Annotated in this window: 21 protein-coding genes; 7 read left to right on the top strand and 14 right to left on the bottom strand. The window is 71.0% G+C overall.

Annotated elements, in window-relative coordinates:
- Positions 1-17 precede the first annotated feature (17 nt).
- From PBV52_RS19120 to PBV52_RS19110, 3 genes are all read right to left on the bottom strand, one after another.
- On the bottom strand, positions 18-299 hold the full coding sequence (locus PBV52_RS19120) for a hypothetical protein (RefSeq protein ID WP_274239693.1): 282 nt from the start codon (positions 297-299) through the stop codon (positions 18-20).
- Positions 300-467: 168 nt separating this feature from the next.
- Positions 468-1181 (bottom strand): class I SAM-dependent methyltransferase, encoded by a 714-nt coding sequence (locus tag PBV52_RS19115; RefSeq protein WP_274239692.1) that lies wholly within the window; start codon positions 1179-1181, stop codon positions 468-470.
- Between the two features lie 25 nt (positions 1182-1206).
- Entirely contained in the window at positions 1207-2703 is a 1497-nt protein-coding gene (locus tag PBV52_RS19110; protein ID WP_274239690.1) for a metallophosphoesterase family protein, read from the bottom strand.
- A 217-nt stretch (positions 2704-2920) separates the two neighbouring features.
- Here PBV52_RS19110 and PBV52_RS19105 point away from each other — a divergent pair, with 217 nt between their 5' ends.
- Positions 2921-3370, top strand: a complete 450-nt coding sequence (locus tag PBV52_RS19105) for a hypothetical protein (RefSeq protein ID WP_274239689.1) — start codon at positions 2921-2923, stop codon at positions 3368-3370.
- 2 nt (positions 3371-3372) lie between these two features.
- Here the strand turns inward: PBV52_RS19105 and PBV52_RS19100 are convergent, their stop codons facing one another.
- On the bottom strand, positions 3373-3837 hold the full coding sequence (locus tag PBV52_RS19100) for an HIT family protein (RefSeq protein WP_274239688.1): 465 nt from the start codon (positions 3835-3837) through the stop codon (positions 3373-3375).
- A gap of 31 nt (positions 3838-3868) precedes the next feature.
- On the opposite strand from PBV52_RS19100, the gene PBV52_RS19095 reads away from it, so the two are divergent.
- Positions 3869-5338: a toll/interleukin-1 receptor domain-containing protein gene (locus PBV52_RS19095; protein ID WP_274239686.1), complete on the top strand. Its 1470-nt coding sequence runs from the start codon at positions 3869-3871 to the stop codon at positions 5336-5338.
- 89 nt (positions 5339-5427) lie between these two features.
- The gene (locus PBV52_RS19090; protein ID WP_274239685.1) at positions 5428-5703 is read left to right on the top strand and encodes a DUF1876 domain-containing protein; all 276 of its coding nucleotides are present in this window, start codon (positions 5428-5430) and stop codon (positions 5701-5703) included.
- An 8-nt stretch (positions 5704-5711) separates the two neighbouring features.
- On the opposite strand, the gene PBV52_RS19085 is transcribed toward PBV52_RS19090, so the two are convergent.
- From PBV52_RS19085 to PBV52_RS19060, 6 genes are all read right to left on the bottom strand, one after another.
- On the bottom strand, positions 5712-6869 hold the full coding sequence (locus PBV52_RS19085; protein ID WP_274239683.1) for a serine hydrolase domain-containing protein: 1158 nt from the start codon (positions 6867-6869) through the stop codon (positions 5712-5714).
- Positions 6870-6905: 36 nt separating this feature from the next.
- The gene (locus PBV52_RS19080) at positions 6906-7355 is read right to left on the bottom strand and encodes an organic hydroperoxide resistance protein (protein WP_274239681.1); all 450 of its coding nucleotides are present in this window, start codon (positions 7353-7355) and stop codon (positions 6906-6908) included.
- Positions 7356-7485: 130 nt separating this feature from the next.
- Positions 7486-7947 (bottom strand): MarR family winged helix-turn-helix transcriptional regulator, encoded by a 462-nt coding sequence (locus tag PBV52_RS19075; protein ID WP_274239680.1) that lies wholly within the window; start codon positions 7945-7947, stop codon positions 7486-7488.
- Positions 7944-8705: an energy-coupling factor ABC transporter ATP-binding protein gene (locus tag PBV52_RS19070; protein WP_274239678.1), complete on the bottom strand. Its 762-nt coding sequence runs from the start codon at positions 8703-8705 to the stop codon at positions 7944-7946. Before PBV52_RS19070 ends, PBV52_RS19075 begins: the two co-directional genes overlap by 4 nt.
- Positions 8693-9454, bottom strand: a complete 762-nt coding sequence (gene cbiQ, locus PBV52_RS19065; protein ID WP_274239676.1) for a cobalt ECF transporter T component CbiQ — start codon at positions 9452-9454, stop codon at positions 8693-8695. Before cbiQ ends, PBV52_RS19070 begins: the two co-directional genes overlap by 13 nt.
- A gap of 1 nt (position 9455) precedes the next feature.
- Positions 9456-10514, bottom strand: a complete 1059-nt coding sequence (locus PBV52_RS19060; protein WP_274239675.1) for an energy-coupling factor ABC transporter permease — start codon at positions 10512-10514, stop codon at positions 9456-9458.
- A gap of 182 nt (positions 10515-10696) precedes the next feature.
- Here PBV52_RS19060 and PBV52_RS19055 point away from each other — a divergent pair, with 182 nt between their 5' ends.
- Complete coding sequence (locus tag PBV52_RS19055; protein WP_274239674.1) at positions 10697-11056, top strand: SsgA family sporulation/cell division regulator; 360 nt, start codon at positions 10697-10699, stop codon at positions 11054-11056.
- A 31-nt stretch (positions 11057-11087) separates the two neighbouring features.
- On the opposite strand, the gene PBV52_RS19050 is transcribed toward PBV52_RS19055, so the two are convergent.
- The 4 genes from PBV52_RS19050 to PBV52_RS19035 all read right to left on the bottom strand — a co-directional run bounded on the left by PBV52_RS19050 (position 11088) and on the right by PBV52_RS19035 (position 16706).
- Positions 11088-12770, bottom strand: coding sequence for a penicillin-binding transpeptidase domain-containing protein (locus tag PBV52_RS19050; protein ID WP_274239673.1), 1683 nt, complete (start codon positions 12768-12770; stop codon positions 11088-11090).
- A gap of 104 nt (positions 12771-12874) precedes the next feature.
- The gene (locus PBV52_RS19045; protein ID WP_274239672.1) at positions 12875-14521 is read right to left on the bottom strand and encodes a penicillin-binding transpeptidase domain-containing protein; all 1647 of its coding nucleotides are present in this window, start codon (positions 14519-14521) and stop codon (positions 12875-12877) included.
- A gap of 185 nt (positions 14522-14706) precedes the next feature.
- On the bottom strand, positions 14707-14925 hold the full coding sequence (locus tag PBV52_RS19040; protein ID WP_274239670.1) for a hypothetical protein: 219 nt from the start codon (positions 14923-14925) through the stop codon (positions 14707-14709).
- A gap of 38 nt (positions 14926-14963) precedes the next feature.
- A complete protein-coding gene (locus tag PBV52_RS19035) occupies positions 14964-16706 on the bottom strand; it encodes a dolichyl-phosphate-mannose--protein mannosyltransferase (protein WP_274239669.1) in 1743 nt (580 codons plus the stop codon).
- 62 nt (positions 16707-16768) lie between these two features.
- Between PBV52_RS19035 and rsmI the strand changes: the two genes are divergently transcribed.
- The 3 genes from rsmI (at position 16769) to PBV52_RS19020 (ending at position 19154) form a co-directional block, all read left to right on the top strand.
- Positions 16769-17617, top strand: coding sequence for a 16S rRNA (cytidine(1402)-2'-O)-methyltransferase (rsmI, locus tag PBV52_RS19030; protein ID WP_274239668.1), 849 nt, complete (start codon positions 16769-16771; stop codon positions 17615-17617).
- A gap of 190 nt (positions 17618-17807) precedes the next feature.
- Positions 17808-18209 carry a hypothetical protein gene (locus PBV52_RS19025; RefSeq protein WP_274239666.1) on the top strand — a complete coding sequence of 134 codons (402 nt, stop codon included), beginning with the start codon at positions 17808-17810 and terminating at the stop codon, positions 18207-18209.
- 63 nt (positions 18210-18272) lie between these two features.
- On the top strand, positions 18273-19154 hold the full coding sequence (locus PBV52_RS19020; protein ID WP_274239665.1) for a TatD family hydrolase: 882 nt from the start codon (positions 18273-18275) through the stop codon (positions 19152-19154).
- Positions 19155-19266: the final 112 nt, after the last annotated feature.

Raw genomic sequence — 19266 nt, 5'->3', positions numbered from 1 at the left:
CCGCCAGAAGGGCTGGGCTAGAACGCGCTGTTGCTGCAGCCCATCGTCGAGCCGAGGCGGGTGGCCTGGCTGCCCTCGTTGCCCTCGCCGTTGAGCGCGCCGCCCAGTGCGCCGTTGAGCACCCCGACCACACCGAGAATGTCGATGTTCAGGTCGTGGGACTTGCACTGGGTGCTCTGCTGGACTTTGTACTCGTTGCCCTTTTGGCCCCGGCCGTCGGCGTGGGCGGTTCCGGCGGCCGCGAGGCCGACGGTGCTGAGGGCGGCGACCAGGACGGCGGCCTTGCGAAGCTTGTGCATGTCATCTCCGGTGGAGTGGGGTGGGGTGCGCTGCGTGAAGGATCGACTCCTTACGGAAAAAAGGAGCGACTCCTTACGATTAAGGGAGATTAAGTAGGAAAGACCCCAAATCATCCTGAGGCACGCCGAGTTTCACGATCTTGCACTAGAAGTGCCGTGCGACCGGGTCTAGACGAGTGCCGGCTTGCCCACCCGGAACGCGAACTGGCCGCAGTACGTCAGCTTGCGCAGGTTCACCAGCGCCGTCCTGCGCCGGCCGTGCTCCGCCCACTGGTCGATCTCGGTGTTGAGCGGGGACTGCTCGTTCCAGTAACGGCTGTACTGCGGTGGCCGGCCGAGGTAGCTGCGCATGATCAGCGCCACTCCGTCGAGCGAGGGCCGGATCTCCTGCAGCGCGAGCCCCGCCTCCTCGACCAGGACCCGGAAGCCGTACGGGGTGTAGTTCCACAGGCTGAAGGAGTGGTACGGCTCGAATTGGGATGTTGATCCGATGAAAAGCCCGCCGGGCTCCAGCACTCGGGCGATCTCCGCCAGCAGTTCGCGCGGGCGGGCGACGTGTTCGAAGACCTGGTGCGAGTAGATCAGCGGGAGAGAATCCGAGCCGAGGGGGAGGTGGACGCCGTCGTAGTGCACCACCGGGTCACCGCCGGGGGTGCGCTGGCCGGCCTCCGGCGAGTCCCGGATGTCGACCCCGACCCACCGCACCCGCGGGGCGTGCTTGCGGAAGAGCGCGGCCGACGTGCCGCGGCCGCACCCCAGATCGACGACCAGCCCGGGTGCGCCGGGGGCGCCCATCACCTCGTCGACGTAGTAGCGCGAGGTGACCTGGCGGGCGTGGTCGTCGGGGATGCAGTCCCGCATGAGGTCCCAGAGGGTCGCCATGCTTCGATGCTACGGACACTCGCTGTTACATGCGATTCACGCCCCGTGAAACCGTGACCCCCGACAGGTCGTGCGAGGTCACGCTGTTGCGGTCGGTGACCGACCGGCCCAGGGCATGGTGGGGCCAAAGACCCGCGGCCACCCGGCGGCTGCGCTCGCTCCACTGCCGGGCCGCCAGGTCGCCGGACTTGTAGTGGTTGAGGGCGTAGCCGCCGGAGTGGATGCGCAGGAGGGTGAAGCCGCCGGGGTACTCCTTGGCGGCGGCGACCTCCTGCTGGGTGACGTGCGGGGCCCGCGTCAGCACGGTGCGCTTGTTGCGGTGCGTGTGGCCCGCGTGGTGGAGGAAGACGCCGGGTGCGGACGCGTAGGCGTCCACGACGGCACGGGCCTGGCGGCGGTCCAGGCAATGGCCGCGGGTCACCGGGAAGACCGAGTCCCGCACGGTCAGCGGATGGTGGCCGAACACCAGCGTCGGCTGGTCCGGCGCTTCCCTCAACCTCGCCCGGAACCAAGCCAGTTGCTCGGCCCCGAGCCCGCCCGCGTCGGCGCCGTTGCCGGTCTTGACGTACGTGTCGAGGCCGATGATCCGCAGTCCGCCGAGGTCACGGGCGAAGTACTCCAGCCCGTCGTCGCGACCGACGCCACCCGCGAACGCGGTACGGAAGGTGCTGGTGTCCTGGGAACGGTCGTGATTGCCGCGTACGACGAAGTAGTCTCGCCCGTGCGTGCCGAAGCCGTCCAGGATCCGCCGGGCCTCGCGCAGGTCGTGAGCGGCTCCGCCGGCCGAGATGTCGCCCCCGGCCAGCAGCAGGTCGGCCCCGCGCCGGCGGGCCTCCTCGACCAGGGCCCGGCTCATGAGCTCCGGATACGGCGCACGCCCCGGCTGCTGCGACACCCCGCGCGGCAGGGGCAGGCCGCCGACCAGGCCCGCGGTGGTCTCGCCGAGGTGCAGGTCGTTGCAGAGAGCGACCGACAGCAGGAGCCGGCCGGGCGGGGGCTGCGGGGTGGTGAAGGAGTACGGCCCGCCGCCCGAACCGAACCCGAACGTCGAGGTGCCCACCGCGTTGCCGCGCACCAGGTGCAGCGGGGTGGGTGTGGCGGCCACGCCTCGTGAGCGGGCCTGGTAGTAGTACGTCTGCCCCGGCTCCAGGCCGGTCAGCTCGACCTGGTGGTGGGCGGTCGGCCGGCCCTCGGACGCGGTGCGGTTGAGCCGGGAGGGATGGGTGCCGTAGGCGACCTCACCCTCGGTGATCGCGGGCAGGGGGTGCCCCAGGCCGTCGTCGGTGCCGGGGATGCCGGTGTACCAGGTGATGACGGCGGTGTCCTCGGTGAGGGTGACCAGTTCCAGATTGACGGCGGTCAGGTCGTCGGGGTGGTGGGAGCGCGCCCGCTGCATGGCGGTCGAGGCCGTGCGCAGGAGGGCAGGGGCGAGGCGCGCGCCGGAGCGCAGCACCTCGCAGGGGCCGGGGAAGGCCGACAGTGCTGCGAGAGCGGGGAGGTGGGCGGAGAAGCAGCAGCGCATGTCCTCGATGTGGCCCGGAGCGGTGAACGGGGGAGGTGGCGTTGGCGGCGGGGCCAGGTCCGGCGCGCGACATCTCCGTGGAACGGGACATCTCCATGGAAGCAGGGCGGAGCCGGTCACCGAAGAGAGTGTGCCGAGTCTCACTGATCCCGAGTTGCGGTCTTTGCTCCGCCACTACGATCGGGCGTGCGAAAACTTCACCTAGGGGGGCGGGGCTGTGACTGCGCTGAGTGAGGGGTCGGGCGCGGGCGTCGACGGCAGGGCGCCGCTGGACGCCGACCGGATCAAGCATCTTGAGTTCATCCAGGCGACGATCACCCGCTTGGGCACCAACTCGTTTCTCGTCAAGGGCTGGGCGCTGACCCTGGCCGCGGGTCTGCTGGCGCTCTCCGCCAGCCGCCTCAGCTGGCAGCTCGCGGCCGTCGGCGTGGTGCCGCTGCTCTGCTTCTGGTACCTGGACTGCTTCTTCCTGCGCCAGGAGAGGGCCTTTCGCCGCCTCTACGACGCCGCCCGGGTCCCCGACAGCACGGTCGAGGTGCTGTCCATGAACGTGGCGCCGTATCTGTCGCGGATGCCCTGGCCGGAGGTCTGGCTCACGCCGACGTTACTGCTGTTCTACTCGCCCTTGCTGCTCGCCGACCTCGCGCTCGTCGTCATCGCCCTGTGAACTCAGCGCGCCGGACCCGCGATCGCCTCGCAGATGCGGGCGGCGAGCGCGTCCGCGACTGCCTCGGCCCCGTCGGCGTCCTCGTCCCGGAACCCCGCCCCCTTCGGCGGCCAGATGGGCCCCATCGCGTCCCCCGGCCGGCGCGGCACGAGGTGCACATGGGTGTGGAACACGGACTGCGAGGCCACCGCGCCCGCGGAGTTGATGACGTTCATGCCGTCGGGTTCGAGGACCGCGCGCAGCGCCCTGCCCACCACCGTCACGGCGTGGAACAGGCGTTGGGCGTCCGCCTCGTCCATCGCCCACAGGTCCGCCGAATGCGCCCTGGGCACGACCAGCGTGTGCCCGCGCGTCGCGGGCGCCAGCGGGAAGAAGGCGAGGGTGTGCGCGTCCTCGTACACCACCCGTGCCCTGCCGGTGCCGGCGACGATCTCGCAGAAGGCGCAAGCCTGTTCACGGGCGTCCATGGACCGTTCCTGTCGCTCTAGGGTGTGCGGCGTGGGCGGCATCTTCATCAACTACCGCAGAGGCGATCACGAAGACGTCGTGCGGGAACTGTACGACCGGCTCGAACAGCACTTCGGCGAGGACCAGGTCTTCCGCGACGTCGCGTCCATCGTGCCGGGGCAGCGGTACCCGGACACGCTGCGGGAGCGGGTGGCGGACTGCGAGGTGCTGCTCGTGGTCGTGCACCGGGGCTGGCTGCAGGCGCGGGGCCCGTCCGGCGGGCTGCGGCTGGACGACGAGGCGGACTGGGTCCGCCGGGAGATCGACCAGGCCCTGCACACCGGCAAGACCGTCGTCCCCCTGCTGCTGGACGGCGCCGCCCCGCCGAGGCCGGACCAACTGCCGTGGCCCGTCCGGGAACTGGCCCACCGCAACGCCCAGTCGCTGCGCGCGGCCCGCTTCGAGGACGACCTCGCGGAACTGATCGCCGTACTGGAGACCGACGTCTCCCGGACCTGGCGGCCCGTCCCGCCGCCACCGCCGGGACACCGGCCGGGACGGTGGCTCGGCGTCCTCACCGCGCTGCTGGCCGGCGCGGCGCTGCTCGGGGTCCCCGCACTGCCCCAGGACGACGGCTGGGCGCGCGGGGACGGCCTTCCGTGGACCCTGTACGCCACCCTGGGAGGCTGCCTGCTGCTGTGCGCGCCGCTCGTCGCGGTCGCCGTCGGCCGCTTCCTGCTCCGCCGCCCCATCGACAGCTGGGAACGCGACCTGCACGCCGTCAAGCATCAGACGTACGTCCGGCAGACCTGGCCGATGGGCGCGGGGCTCGTGCTGATCGGGCTGTTCCCGGCGCTTCAGATGTGGGGCGACAAGGGCATGTGGGGGTCTTTGGCCCTGCTGCTGGTCATGGGCCTCGCCGTCGCGCACACGGCCGCCACCCACATCCGCCTCAAGCGGCGCGACGCCGACCTGTGGGCCCGCTGGCCGCAGGGCCTGCCGGACCGGGTGACCCGGCCCGTGCTGCGCCGGGCGATCGCGCGGCTGGAGCTCCGCCTGGCCGAGTCGCGGCCGCCGCTCTCCCGCGAGCAGCGCGAGAAGGCCGACTGGGAGCTGACGGACATGCGCAGGGCGCTCGGGCGGCTGGCGGACGAGGCGCGGCGCTCCCGCGTGCGGTGGCTGTGCCAGGACCACCCCTGGATCCTCGGCGGCTACTGCGTGGGGCTGGCCCTGGTCACGGCCCTGGCCGTGGCGTCCGGGCTCGCCTTCGACGCGGCGGGGGAGGGCAGGCCGCGTGTCCACGTCACGCTGGCGGTCGTGGTCCTGGTCGGCGCGGCTCTGGCCCTGTCCACCATGGAACTCGCGCTGCGCCACCAGCGCCGGCTGCGCACCGACCTGGCGACCGAGGCCGCCGAGCGGATCGCCCTGCTCGCCGACCGGGTGACCGCCCTCAGCGCCCCCGCCCGCACCAGGCGCCCGACCCCGGCCCCGCGGCCCGAGGAGCTCGCCGAGCCCGACTAGGGGCCGAGCCCGACTGGGCACCGAGCCCGACTAGTCGGCGGGCCCTTCCGAGGCGCACCCTGGAAGCAGAACTTCCGGAGGTGATCGTCATGATGCACACCGCAGTGGGATGGCATGTCGAGCTGGAGTTCCAGGAGGACGACACGCACACCAGGGCAGTCGCGATGGTGCGGCTCCCCGACGGCACCGAGGTACGGGCCCACGGGCACGCCTCACGGCACCACACGGACGCGAATCAGCCACGCGTCGGTGAGGAGATCGCCGGTGCCCGCGCGCTGAACGAGCTGGCGATGCAGATGCTCACCAAGGCGCACGGGGAGATCGACCAGGCGTCGGGGCGCACGTCGCACCCCATCCACGCCTGAACCGACCGCTACCCGAGCGCCGCCCGCACCGCCCGTATCAACCCCTGCGCCCTCGGATCCGCCGTCACCGTCTTGCGGAAGCCGTTCGTCACATAGCCGAACGCGATCCCCGCCTCCGGGTCGGCGAAGCCGAGGGCGCCGCCGCGGCCGGGGTGGCCGAAGGAACCCGGTCCCAGCAGGGGCGACGCGGTGCCGTGCAGCATGTAGCCGAGCCCGAAGCGGGTGCCCACGACCAGGACGCGGTCCGGGCCCGCCGACTCCTGCGCCCGAGCGAGCTCCACCGTCGCCGGGTCGAAGAGCCGTACACCGTCGACCTCGCCGATCAGCGTGGCGTAGAAGCGGGCCAGACCGTCGGCCGTCGCGATGCCGTTCGTCGCGGGGAGGGCGGCGGCGCGGTAGGCAGGGTCGTTCTGGTCGGGGAACGGGGTGATCGCGGCGAACGCGCGGCGGGTGAGGGAGTTCGGGTCGTCGTAGGCCTCGGTGACCGAGCGCTTCGGGCGTGAGCGCAGTCCGCCCACCGGCTCGGGGCCCTCGACCCGGCCGGTACGGCCCACCCGTCCCGCCTCCGACTCCGGCAGCCCCAGCCACAGGTCCAGGCCCAGCGGCCCGGCGACCTCCGCTGCGAGCCACTCGCCGGCCCACCGCCCCGTCACCCGCCGGACCAGTTCGTCCAGCAGCCAGCCGTACGTCAGCGCGTGATAGCCGTGGTCGGTGCCCGGCTCCCACGCGGGCGCCTGCGCGGCCACCGCCGCCGGGCCGCGATGCGGGTCCAGCGCCTCCTCGGGCGTGAGCGGGCGGTCGAGCACCGGGAGCCCGGCGCGGTGGTTCAGCACATGCCGGACCAGCAGCCGCTCCTTGCCGTGCGCCTTGAACTCCGGCCAGTAATCGCCCACGGGGGCGTCCAGGTCCAGATCTCCGCGCTGGTGCAGGAGGAGAAGTACGGCGGCGGCGACGCCCTTGGTCGCCGAGCGCACGACCTGCGCGGTGCCGTGCTGCCACGCCTGCGTACCGTCGACGTCCTTCGTGCCGGCCCACAGGTCGACGACCTTGCGCCCGTCCCGGTACACGGCGACGGCGGCGCCCCGCTCGCCGAGCGCGGCGAAGTTCCGTGCGAACGTCTCCCTGACCGGCTCGAAGCCCTCGGCCACTGTGCCGTTCACGCTCACGTCCGTCTCCTCGTCCTGCTTTGTGCGGGTGCCCTTCTACCCAAGCAGGATGGTGACGTCGATGTTCCCCCGGGTCGCGTTGGAGTACGGGCAGACCTCGTGCGCCGCGTCCACCAGCTTGGCCGCGATGTCCGCGTCCAGCACCGGCAGGGAGACGCTGAGGGCGACCGCGAGGCCGTAGCCGCGGTGCTTGTTGGGGCCGATGCCGACCTTGGCGGCGACGGTGGATCCGGTGAGGTCGTAGCCCTCGCGGTTGCCGACCAGGATCAGCGCGTTGTGGAAGCAGGAGCTGTAGCCGGCGGCGAACAGCTGCTCGGGGTTGGTGCCGTTGCCGTCGCCGCCGAGCTCCGGCGGCATCGCGACCTTGAGCTGGATCTGGCCGTCCTGGCTGGTGACATAGCCGTCCCGGCCGCCGTGCGCGGTGGCCTCGGCGACGTACATGATCTTCGTCGGACGGGTGTCGACGGCAGTGTCCTCGGCGGTCATGATTGGCCCTCCCCCAGAAGCTGTGTCAATGTGCGGCGCGCCGCTGGGCGCACAAGTACATCGTGCACAAGGTACTTGCCGGTAGGAGGTTTGCTGTTACCAGGGGGTAGTAACCATGGGTAAGGCGAGATCAGCGGTTGCGGTCGGCGACCGCCGTCGCCTTCGCCGCCAGCTGCCACAGCTCCTTGCGCAGCCGCTCCACCTCCGGGCCGCCGAGCCCGGTCTCCGCGAGCAGCGCGCCCGGTACGCACTCCGCGCGCTCCCGCAGCGCTTCGCCCTGGCTGGTGACCGTGACGAGCACCGACCGCTCGTCCCGCGCCGACCGCTCCCGCCGAACCAGCCCCGCCGCCTCCAGCCGCTTCAGCAGCGGGGAGACGGTCCCGTAGTCGAGCCGAAGGGCAGCCGCCAGTTCCTTCACCGTCATCTCGCCGCGCTCCCAGAGGACCAGCAGGACGAGGTACTGCGGGTAGGTGAGGCCGAGCTCGTCGAGGAGCGGGCGATAGGCGGCCGTCACGGCGCGCTGAGCGGCGTACAGCGCGAAGCACAGTTGCTCGTCGAGCAACAGCGAGCCCTTGGTCTCCTCGTTCGTCACGCGCCCATTGTCACGGACCGCGGATCGAAGCCGAACGGCAGCTCCAGGCGATGGGCGCGCATCAGCTCGTCGTCGGACAGCAGCTCCGCCGTCTTGCCGTCCGCCGCGATCACGCCCTCGCTGAGGATGAGGGAGCGCGGGCACAGCTCCAGGGCGTACGGCAGGTCGTGCGTGACCATGAGCACGGTGACGTCCAACGAGCGCAGGATGTCGGCCAGTTCGCGGCGGGAGGCGGGGTCGAGGTTGGAGGACGGCTCGTCCAGGACGAGGATCTCCGGCTCCATCGCGAGCACGGTCGCCACCGCGACCCGGCGCCGCTGGCCGAAGGAGAGATGGTGCGGCGGACGGTCCTTGAACTCCGCCATGCCGACCCGCTCCAGCGCCCGGTCGACCCGCTCCTCCAGCTCCGGGCCCTTGAGCCCGGCCGCCGCCGGACCGAAGGCGACGTCCTCGCGGACCGTCGGCATGAACAGCTGGTCGTCCGGGTCCTGGAAGACGATCCCGACCCGGCGCCTGATCTCGGCCATGTGCTGCTTGCCGACGGGCAGCCCGGCGACGTGCACGGTGCCCGTGCCGCCGGTCAGGATGCCGTTGAGGTGGAGGACGAGGGTCGTCTTGCCGGCGCCGTTCGGCCCGAGCAGCGCGACCCGCTCGCCGCGCGCGATCGAGAAGTCCACGCCGAACAGGGCCTGGTGGCCGTCGGGGTAGGCGAAGGCGAGGCCGGAGACCTCCAGGGAAGCAGTACTCACAGGGTCCATCCCAGCAGACAGACGACGAGGGCGGCGAAGGGGAGGGCGAGGGCGTACGACCACTGCGCCCGGGACGCGGTCACCTCGTCGATCACCGGCATCGAACCGGCGTACCCGCGGCTGACCATGGCCAGATGCACGCGCTCGCCACGCTCGTAGGACCGGATGAACAGCGCGCCCGCCGACTTCGCGAGGACGCCCCAGTGGCGCACGCCCTTCGCCTCGAAGCCGCGCGACTCACGGGCGATGCGCATCCGCCGCATCTCGTCCGTGATGACATCGCCGTACCGGATCATGAAGGACGCGATCTGCACGAGCAGCGGCGGAAGCTTCAACCGCTGGAGGCCGAGGAGCAGTTCACGCAGCTCGGTCGTGGAGGCGAGGAGTACGGAGGCGGCGACGCCCAAGGTCCCCTTGGCGAGCACGTTCCAGGCGCCCCACAGTCCGCCGACGCTCAGCGACATGCCCAGCACCTCGACCCGCTCGCCCTCCGCCACGAACGGCATCAGCACCGCGAACGCGACGAACGGCACCTCGATCAGCAGCCGCTTCAGCAGAAACCCGGCGGGCACGCGCGCGGCGTACGCGACGAGCGCGAGCAGTACGGCGTACAGGCCGAACGCCCACATCACCTCCCGCGGCGTCGACACCACGACCACCACGAACGCGAACGTGGCGGCGAGCTTGGTGTGCGGCGGCAGGCCGTGCACGGGCGAGTGCCCGTGCCGGTAGAGCCGGTGCGCGTGCCCTGCGCCCACGTCAGACCCCGGCGCTCGTGGGCGACACGTCGGCCGCCTCGTCCGTACGACGCCGGCGCACCGCCCAGAAGATGCCGGTGCCCGCGACGACCGTGGCGCCGACGCCGATCACACCGGCGAGGCCGCCGGACAGACGGGCGTTGTCGATGGCCTTGACGCCGTAGTCGGCGAGGGGAGAGTCGGCGCCCGCGTGCTTCTCGGCGGACTGGGCGAACCCCTTGTCCTCGGCGACCTTCTCCAGACCGTCGGGGCTGGCGGAGGCGTAGAAGCTGACGAACCCGGCGAGGACGAGGGAGGTGACCAGGCCGCTGATCCACAGCGTGCGGCGCGAGGTGCGGGCCGCGACCGGCTGCGCGGCCCCGGCCGCGGGAGCGTCGACGAGCTCGCCGCCGACCCGCAGCTTCAACGGCTGCCGCAGGTCACGGGCGCCGTACACGAGGTCCGGGCGTACGGCGATGACGGCGCCGATGGTCAGCGCGGTGATCGCGGCCTCGCCGATGCCGATCAGCAGGTGGACGCCGACCATCGCGGTGGCGACCTTGCCGATCGGGACGTCGGTGGTGCCGCCGATCCAGAACAGGAGCGTGAACGCGAGGGCCGCGGCCGGCACCGAGACCACCGAGGCGACGAAGGAGGCGGCGGTGATCGACCGCCGCGTCTTCGGCAGGACCTTCACCAGGCCACGGAAGACGACGTAGGCGACGACGACGCCGACGATCGCCATGTTGGTGATGTTCACGCCGAGCGCGGTCAGGCCGCCGTCCGCGAAGAGGATGCCCTGCATCAGCAGGACGACGGAGATGCACAGCGCGCCGGTATAGGGGCCGACGAGTATCGCGGCCAGGGCGCCACCGAGCAGATGACCGCTGGTCCCGGCCGCGACCGGGAAGTTCAGCATCTGCACCGCAAAGATGAACGCCGCCACCAGACCGGCCAGCGGCGCCGTCCGCTCGTCGAGCTCGCGGCGCGCACCGCGCAGGCTCACGGCGACCGCGGCCGCGGCGACCGCTGCGGTCACGGCGGAGGTGGGGGCGTCGATGAATCCGTCAGGTACGTGCACCGTTCGATGATAGTGGCTTAATGCGAATGGGTTGCAAGAGCGAGGAGCTTGTCTGTCGCACTTGTGTATCGCGCATGTGAGATACGTCGGCTCCAGGGAGCGCTTTCCGCAAGATATGCGACATTGGAGGGGGAGCGGAGGCACAGCTTTCGCACAGGTCACGCAGCGTAAGGGGCCGTCCGATGTCGGTAGTCGAACAGTACGCCCGAGCCCATATCGTCACCGACGCCGACCTCTTGCAGGAGGAGCAGGAGGCCGTCCCGGTCGTCCTGCGCTATGACCCCGAGACCGATCCGCGCTCGGTGCGCGTGCGGTTGCCCGGCCGCGAGGAACACGAGTGGACGTTCTCGCGCTCCCTGCTGGAACAGGGGCTGCGTGCCCCCGCGGGGAGCGGCGAGATACGGGTGTGGCCGTGCGGCCGGGTGCAGGCCGTGGTGGAGTTCCACTCCGCGCAGGGGGTGTCGGTGGTGCAGTTCGAGTCGAAGGCGCTGATGAGGTTCCTGCGGCGGACGTATCTGGCCGCCGCACCGGTGGCGCGCTGAGCTTCAGCCGCCCAGCCTCAGTCGCCCGGCTTCAGCCGCCCATCTTCAGCAGCGCCGCCACGATCGGGCCCGCCGTGTCGCCGCCGTGGCCGCCCGACTGGACCACGCCCGCTGCCGCGAGGTCGCCCCGGTACGCGGTGAACCAGCCGTTCGGCTTCTTCTGACCGTCGACCTCCGCCGAGCCGGTCTTCGCGCCGACGTCACCGGTGACCCCGGACATCGCCTCGGCCGCCGTGCCGTAGGCCGCCGTGTAGGCCATCAGCTCGCGCAGTTGCGACACCGTGGACTGCGACATGGTGCGGGAGGCGGTGGCGAGGGTGCGGTTGTCGACCGTCGGGGCCACCAGGTAGGGCTGCTTGAAGGTGCCCGTCTTGATCGTCGCCGAGACCGACGCCATGTTCAGCGGGTTCATCCGCACCCCGCCCTGGCCGATCAGCGAGGCCGCCATCTGGGCCTGCGACTGGACCGGGACGCCGCCGTCGAAGGTCGGCACGCCGACGGACCAGTTGTTCATGGAGAGGCCGAAGACCTGCTGGGCCTGCTTGGTCAGGCTGTCGTTGTCCAGCTCGGGGGCCTGGCTGATGAAGGCCGTGTTGCAGGAGCGGGCGAAGCTCGCCTTGAAGGTGCCGCCCTTGATCTCGAACTTGTCGTCGTTCTGGAACTTCCAGTGGCCGTACGTGAAGTACTTCGGGCAGGGGTGCTGCTTGTCCGCCGACGCGAGGCCCTTCTCGATCAGCAGCGACGAGGTGATGACCTTCATCGTGGAGCCCGGCGCGAGGGAGCCCTGGAAGGCGGTGTTGAAGCCGTGCGAGGAGTTCGCGACCGCCAGGATCTCGCCGGTCGAGGGGCGCAGGACGACCACCGACGCCTTGTCCTTGGCGGCCACCTGCTTCTCCGCGGCGGCCTGCATCGTCGGGCTCAGCGTCGTCTTCACGGTGCCCGGCGTGCCCTTGCTCAGCTCCAGCAGGGACTTGTCGGACAGCTCGGCTTCCTTGGACTCCTTGCCGCGGATCACCTGGAGCTCGACGCCCGCCTTGCCGCCGGCCTTCTCGCCGTACTTCTCGCGCAGCCCGTCCAGGACCGAGCCCAGCGACGGGTACTCGGCCTCCGTCAGCTCGCCGCCGTCCCGGTCGAGCGCCTTGACCGGCGGGGTGCCGGACTCGCCGGTGACCAGCGTGTCGCCGTCCTTCAGGTCGGGGTGGACGATCGCGGAGTGCCACGCGACGAGCGGCTTGCCGTCCTCGGCGCGGCGGACGACGGTGAGCGAACTGTCGTACGTCAGCGGCTTCTCGGTGCCCTTGTACGACACCGTGCCCTTCACGGAGAAGGGAACCTTGTCGCCGGTGCGGGGGCCGGCGGTGAGGGTGACGTCCTTGATGTGGGCGTCCTTGGTGTAGCCGGTCAGCAGGGCCGTGGCGGCCGCGGTGTCGTCCGTGGCGGCGGCCGCCTCGGTCACCTTGCCCTGCTGCCAGGCGGTGAGGAACTCCCGGGCCGCGGACGTGACCTCGGTCGCGGACAGTGGGCCGGTCTTGACGTCCTTCGCCTTGTCGTCGGCGCTCGCCGACGTCGACTGCGTACGGCTGTCGGCGACGGCCCCGCCGCCGAACAGGGCGTAGGCTCCGAACCCGGCGCCGCCGATGACCACGGCGATCATCCCGCCGAGCACCGCGGGGTTGGTCTTCCGTCGCTCGGCGACGAGCCTTCTGTTACCCACTTCTTTCCGTTCCCTCGCGTATCCAGGGGCCCCCGCCGCCCCGCCGACCTCACGCATACCAACGACGACGACCACCCTAGAGTCCCGTGCTGCGGGGGATAAGTTCAGCCGGAAGCTCGTAGCACGTCTGCGACAATCGGCCCGGCCGCGTCGCCGCCGTGGCCGCCCTGCTGGGACAGGGCCGCGGCCGCCACATCATTGCGGAAGCCGGTGAACCAGCTGTCGGAGGTGGCCTTTCCGTCGATCTCGGCGGAACCGGTCTTGGCACCGATGTCGCCGCCGAGCCCGGCCATGACCCGCACGGCGGTGCCCTGGGGCGAGGTCGCGGTCAGCCGCATCATCTGCTTCAGCTGGGCGGCGGTGCTCGCCCGCAGCCCGTCGGCGGTGGCGAACTGCCGGTCGTCGAGGTCGCGCGAGACCAGATACGGCTGCCGGAACGTGCCCGTGATCGCGGTGGCCGTCACCGACGCCATGTTCAGCGGGTTCATCTGGACCTGGCCCTGGCCGATGGCGTTGGCCGCGCGGTCCGGGCCGGAGGAGGCGGGGACGCTGCCGTCGACGGACGTGATGCCGGTCTTCCAGTCGCCCCGGCCGAGCCCGAATCGCTCCTCGGCCTCCTGCGTCAGCGAGGCGTCCGTGAGCGGGTCCTCGTCGATGAGCTTGATGAAGGCCGTGTTGCACGAGCGCGCGAAACCGCCTGCGAGCGTGGCGTTCGCGGTCTCGTCGGCCTTCAGCCCTTTGAGGTTCTTGAAGTTCTGGCTCTGCCACATCGCCGTGTCAGGGCAAGGCGCCGGGCCGTTCATCGAGGTCACGCCGTTGTCGATGAGCATCGCCGCGGTGATGATCTTCATCGTGGAGCCCGGGGCGACCTTGCCCTCGAAGGCCGCGTTGAAGGCGTCGTCACGGTGGTTGGCCACCGCCAGCACCTCGCCGGTGCTCGGCTTGAGGGCCACCACCGAGGACTGGTCGTACTGCTTCACCGCCTTCTCCGCCGCCGCCTGCGCGCTCGCGCTGAGCGTCGTCTCCAGCTTGCCGGGCTTGCCCTTCGCGAGGGTCAGCAGCGAGGTGTCCGGCGACTCGTCGGCGTGCCGTATCGCCAGCTCGATGCCGGGCGAGCCGCCGGCCTTGCTGCCGTACCGCTCGCGCAGCGTGTCCAGGATCGGGCCGAGCGAGGGGTACTTGTCCTTCGTCAGCACGGTGCCGTTGCGGTCGACAGCCTCGATGGGCGGGCTGGCCGCCTCGCCGGTGACGAGGGTGTCGTCCTTCCTCAACTCCGGGTGGATCACGGTCGGTTGCCAGTCGACGAGGGCCCGCCCGGTGGTGAGCCCGCGCACGACGGTGAGCTGACTTTTGTAGCTGAGCGGCTCGGACTTCCCGCTGTAGGACACCTTGGCCTTCACCGTGTACGGCACGGTGGCGCCCTTCGCTGCACCCGGCGTGATCTTCACGCCGGTGATGTGCGCGGCCTTGCCGTAGGACGTGAGTACGGTCTCCGCGGCCGCGTCGTTGTTCGTGTACGACGCCGCCCGCGCCGCCTGCCCCTTCTCCCAGGCCGCGAAGAACTTCGCCGTGGTCTCCTTGACCTCGTCCCCGCTGGGCGGCCCGGACCGCACCGGCGCCGGCCCACCGCCCTGTCCTGTCGCCCCGCCGCCGTTCAACGCGGACATCACGTTGTACGCGCCGTACCCGGCTCCACCCACCATCACGGCGAACACTCCGCCTATGACGGCAGCCTTGACCCCCTTGGACATGGTCCCCTCCCCGTTTTCGTCCTCCGCACTGTAAGTGGCGTGAGGGAACACTGTGGGAGGAGTTTTCTTTTGTTGGCCGCTTTATGGGCGGTGGAGTGACCGAAGAGCGTCGTAACGCCGTAGACGCGACTGAGCGCTGCGGTCGGCCTGGTCGGCCGGCCGCAGCGCTCAGCGGGAGACGATCTTCAGAGGACGCCGAAGAGAATGGCGGCCGCGGGAGCAGCCGCCAAGGGGAGGATGCCCGGCGGGTAGGCGGCCGAGTACGGGTACACCAGGTTGGTGGACGTCTGCGCGGGCTGCGTGTCGCGCGCATCGCGCGTGTCGGCGTTGGCGACGGTGGTGGCCGACAGGACAGCTGCGCCGGCGAGGGCGATGACAGCGAGTGTTCGTTTGGTTACGTTCATGTTCAGTGAACGATCATCGACTGCTCCTGTTACGCAAACTACACCCACGTATCCAGCCACATCCGCGACCGCCAGTCGTCGACCGGGATCGCCGTGCCCGTGTAGATCGGCCAGAAGTAGATGAAGTTCCAGGCGATCAGCAGCACCAGTACGCCCGCCCCCGTCGCCCCCGCCACCCGGCGGGTCTCGCCGGCGCGTGGTGGGCCGATGATCGCGCCGAGGAGCATGGCTACGGCCAGGCAGAGGAAGGGGAGGAAGACGACGGCGTAGAAGAAGAAGATCGTGCGTTCCTGGTAGAGGAACCAGGGGAGGTAGCCGGCCACGACGCCGCAGGCGATGGCGCCCGCCCGCCAGTCGCGGCGCAAGAGCCAGCGCCACAGGATGTACAGGACCGCGAAGGCGGCCACCCACCACAGCAGTGGCGTGCCGATCGCCAGTACCTCGCGCGCGCACTTCTCGCCCGCGTCGGCGGGGCAGCCGTCCTTGCCGGGCAGGGGGGACTCGTAGAAGAACGACACCGGGCGGCCGTCGACGATCCAGCTCCACGGGTTGGACTGGTAGGTGTGCGGGGACGACAGGCCGACGTGGAACTCGTACACCTGGTGCTCGTAGTGCCACAGGCTCAGCCACCAGTCGGGGAACAGCCACGACCAACTGCTGCTGCGGCCGTCGGCGGACGCCCAGTCGCGGTAGTAGCCGCCGGTGCCGTCCGTGGGCGAGAGGATCCAACCCGTCCACGACACGAAATACGTGACGATCGCCACCGGCACGGTCGCCAGGAAGGCGAAGCCCAGGTCGCGCTTGAGGACCGCGGTGTACGGGTAGCGGGCGCCGGCGACCTTGCGGGCGCCGACGTCCCAGAGGACCGTCATCAGGCCGAACGCGACCAGGAAGTACAGGCCGTTCCACTTGGTGCCGATGGCCAGGCCCAGCATCAGACCGGCCATCCAGCGCCAGGGGCGCCCGCCGAGGCGCAGGGTCTCGGCGGTGTGCGCGTCGGGGCGGACCCGGCCGTCGGCGTCGGCGGGCAGCGCGGCCGCGAGTTTCGCGCGGGCCCGGTCCCGGTCGATGACGAGGCAGCCGAACGCCGCCAGCACGAAGAACATCAGCACCCCGTCGAGCAGCGAGGTGCGGGCCATCACGAAGGCCAGCCCGTCCACCGCCATCAGCCCGCCCGCGAGGCAGCCGAGGAAGGTGGAGCGGAAGATACGGCGGCCGATGCGGCACAGCATCAGGACGGCGAGCGTGCCGAGCAGCGCCGTCATGAACCGCCAGCCGAACGGGTTGAACCCGAACATCAGCTCGCCGAGCCCGATGACGTACTTGCCGACCGGCGGATGCACGACATACGCCGCGTCCGTGGGGATCGGGACGTGACCGTTCGTCGACAGGATCAGGTCGTTGGCGTTCTTGTCCCAGTTGACCTCGAAGCCGCGGTGGACGAGCCCCCACGCGTCCTTGGCGTAGTACGTCTCGTCGAATATCACCTTCTTCGGGCTGCCGAGGTTCCAGAACCGCAGCACTCCCGCCAGCAGCGTCACCAGCAGCGGACCGACCCAGCCGGACCAGCGCGCGACCCGCTCGGCGAGCGGCCGCGGGACGCCGAGGAACTGCCACATCCGCGGGCTGGGCTGGACGTACGGCGGGACGAGCCGGTCGCGTACGTCGCTTCTGGGCGCCGCCGTGTAGCCGAATCGGCGCAGCCGCTGCTGCCACGAAGGCCGCTGCTCGTGGGTCGCCTGGCCCTGCCGGGTGTCCGTGGAGGACGCGGTACTGGTCACCGCGCCATCGTAGGGAACACGTCTGTGGGAGTCCCGTGGATGCGCCCTGCGAGGATGGAAACGTGACAGGAACCCTTGTTTTGGCAGGCACCCCCATCGGCGACATCCAGGACGCCCCGCCCCGGCTCGCCGAGGAACTGGCGGGAGCGGACGTGGTCGCCGCCGAGGACACCCGGCGGCTGCGGCGCCTCACCCAGGCGCTGGGCGTGCAGCCGGCCGGGCGGGTCGTGTCGTACTTCGAGGGCAACGAGGCGGCTCGTACGCCCGAGCTCGTCGAGGCGCTCCTGGAGGGCTCGCGCGTGCTGTTGGTGACCGACGCGGGGATGCCGTCGGTGTCGGATCCCGGGTACCGGCTGGTCGCCGCGGCGGTCGAGAAGGACATCCGCGTCACCGCCGTACCGGGGCCGTCCGCCGTGCTCACCGCGCTCGCGCTGTCCGGGCTGCCTGTCGACCGGTTCTGCTTCGAGGGGTTCCTGCCGCGCAAGGCGGGGGAGCGGATGTCGCGGCTGCGGGAGGTGGCCGAGGAGCGGCGGACGCTCGTCTACTTCGAGGCCCCGCACCGGCTCGACGACACGCTCGCCGCGATGGCCGAGGCGTTCGGCGCCGAGCGGCGGGCCGCCGTGTGCCGGGAGCTGACCAAGACGTACGAGGAGGTCAGGCGGGGCGGGCTCGGGGAGCTCGCGGCCTGGGCCGCGGAGGGGGTGCGCGGGGAGATCACCGTCGTGGTCGAGGGCGCGCCGCCGAAGGGGGCCGAGGAGGTCGGCGCCGAGGAGTTCGTGCGGCGGGTTCGCGTGCGGGAAGAGGCGGGGGAGCGGCGCAAGGAGGCCATCGCGGCGGTGGCGGCGGAGGCCGGGGTGCCCAAGAGAGAGGTCTTCGACGCGGTCGTGGCGGCGAAGAACGCGGGGGCGTGAAATGCCGTGTGAGCAGGGCGTATCTCGGCTGAGCATACGCCCCATGCGGGGGTAAAGGGACCCGGCCCTTTCGGCAAGGAACGCCCAAGTCGGCGCCAATACTGGACAGATGGCGTGCGTTCGCTCCCGCAGAGGAGTCCACTGGACGAAGGGACGCAACCCGTCCCACCAGCGGACCACAGGAGCTGGCATGAGCGAGATCGCACAGCAGACCACGGGCCTTCGCAACGCCGCGACCGCCGTCGTCCACGAGTCGTATTCCTTCGCCTGCATGCGGTGCGGGCACGGCTGGGAGCAGTCGTACGAGATAGAGCACCACATCGACGGTGACGGCCGTGAGTTCGTCATGTACGTGGCCGACGGCCAGGTGGTCCCGTCTCCGTTGAGCCGGCCCACGTGTCAGAACTGCGACAACCACGTCGTCCGCATCATGCGGGCCGGGCAGGTGTCCTCCGTGCAGAACTCCCTGCACTCCCACCGATCGATCCCCCGGCAGGCGGGGCCCAAGCCGGAGTCGGAGTCGGCGGCCGAGGCGGACCACCACTGGCATCTGTCCGATCTCCTGCACGTCTTCCACCGCAAGGCGAGCTGAGACGAGCGCCGGCTGAGACCGAGCGCCGACAGAGAGGGCATGCTCCTTTCGTAGGATCGGGGCATGCCTTCGAACGCCTCCGACAAGCACGCCGCCCCGCCCCTCCCGGAACCCCTCCGGGTGCCGGTCGCCGACTCCCACACCCACCTCGACATGCAGTCCGGCACGGTGGAGGAGGGCCTGGCGAAGGCGGCGTCGGTCGGGGTGACGACGGTCGTGCAGGTGGGCTGTGACGTACGCGGCTCGCAGTGGGCGGCCGAGACGGCGGCGCGGTACGACGCCGTGCACGCGACCGTCGCCCTGCACCCGAACGAGGCTCCGCGCATCGTGCACGGCGACCCCGACGGCTGGTCACGGCAGGGCGCACGCGAACCCGGGGGCGCGGCGGCGCTCGACGAGGCGCTCGCGGAGATCGACCGGCTGGCCGCGTTGGAGCAGGTCAGGGGTGTCGGCGAGACCGGCCTCGACTACTTCCGCACCGGGCCCGAGGGTAAGGAGGCGCAGGAGGCGTCCTTCCGCGCCCACATCGAGATCGCCAAGCGGCACGGAAAGGCCCTGGTCATCCACGACCGCGACGCCCACGCGGACGTCCTGCGCATCCTGAAGGAGGAGGGCGCCCCCGAGCGGACCGTCTTCCACTGCTACTCCGGGGACGCCGAGATGGCCCAGGTGTGCGCCCGCGCCGGCTACTACATGTCCTTCGCCGGCAACGTCACCTTCAAGAACGCCCAGAACCTGCGGGACGCGGTGGCGGTGGCCCCGCTGGAGCTGCTCCTCGTGGAGACCGACGCGCCCTTCCTCACGCCGGCCCCGTACCGCGGACGGCCCAACGCGCCGTATCTCATTCCGATCACGGTGCGCGCCATGGCCGCCGTGCGGGGCATCGACGAGGACGCGCTGGCGGCGGCACTCGGCTCGAACACGGCACATGCCTTCGGCTACTGACCGATAACCGACGGATAACGCTCGTCCGGGTTCGCCCCGGTTCTCTGGTCACGGTGCGTGGCCACGTCGCTTTGGAGAGTAACGACCCCTCCGCTAGGTTCTGTGGGCCCGA

The organism is Streptomyces sp. T12, assembly GCF_028736035.1.
Taxonomy (GTDB): domain Bacteria; phylum Actinomycetota; class Actinomycetes; order Streptomycetales; family Streptomycetaceae; genus Streptomyces.
Note: the sequence above shows the minus strand (reverse complement) of the source record. Positions and strands in the feature narration are given on the sequence as shown.

What these genes read in the sequence shown, in the direction of transcription:
- PBV52_RS19120 (WP_274239693.1), bottom strand. Translation starts at nt 299, where the DNA reads ATGCACAAGCTTCGCAAGGCCGCCGTCCTGGTCGCCGCCCTCAGCACC.
- PBV52_RS19115 (WP_274239692.1), bottom strand. Translation starts at nt 1,181, where the DNA reads ATGGCGACCCTCTGGGACCTCATGCGGGACTGCATCCCCGACGACCAC.
- PBV52_RS19110 (WP_274239690.1), bottom strand. Translation starts at nt 2,703, where the DNA reads ATGCGCTGCTGCTTCTCCGCCCACCTCCCCGCTCTCGCAGCACTGTCG.
- PBV52_RS19100 (WP_274239688.1), bottom strand. Translation starts at nt 3,837, where the DNA reads ATGGACGCCCGTGAACAGGCTTGCGCCTTCTGCGAGATCGTCGCCGGC.
- PBV52_RS19090 (WP_274239685.1), top strand. Translation starts at nt 5,428, where the DNA reads ATGATGCACACCGCAGTGGGATGGCATGTCGAGCTGGAGTTCCAGGAG.
- PBV52_RS19080 (WP_274239681.1), bottom strand. Translation starts at nt 7,355, where the DNA reads ATGACCGCCGAGGACACTGCCGTCGACACCCGTCCGACGAAGATCATG.
- PBV52_RS19070 (WP_274239678.1), bottom strand. Translation starts at nt 8,705, where the DNA reads ATGGACCCTGTGAGTACTGCTTCCCTGGAGGTCTCCGGCCTCGCCTTC.
- PBV52_RS19055 (WP_274239674.1), top strand. Translation starts at nt 10,697, where the DNA reads ATGTCGGTAGTCGAACAGTACGCCCGAGCCCATATCGTCACCGACGCC.
- PBV52_RS19045 (WP_274239672.1), bottom strand. Translation starts at nt 14,521, where the DNA reads ATGTCCAAGGGGGTCAAGGCTGCCGTCATAGGCGGAGTGTTCGCCGTG.
- PBV52_RS19040 (WP_274239670.1), bottom strand. Translation starts at nt 14,925, where the DNA reads ATGAACGTAACCAAACGAACACTCGCTGTCATCGCCCTCGCCGGCGCA.
- PBV52_RS19025 (WP_274239666.1), top strand. Translation starts at nt 17,808, where the DNA reads ATGAGCGAGATCGCACAGCAGACCACGGGCCTTCGCAACGCCGCGACC.
- PBV52_RS19020 (WP_274239665.1), top strand. Translation starts at nt 18,273, where the DNA reads ATGCCTTCGAACGCCTCCGACAAGCACGCCGCCCCGCCCCTCCCGGAA.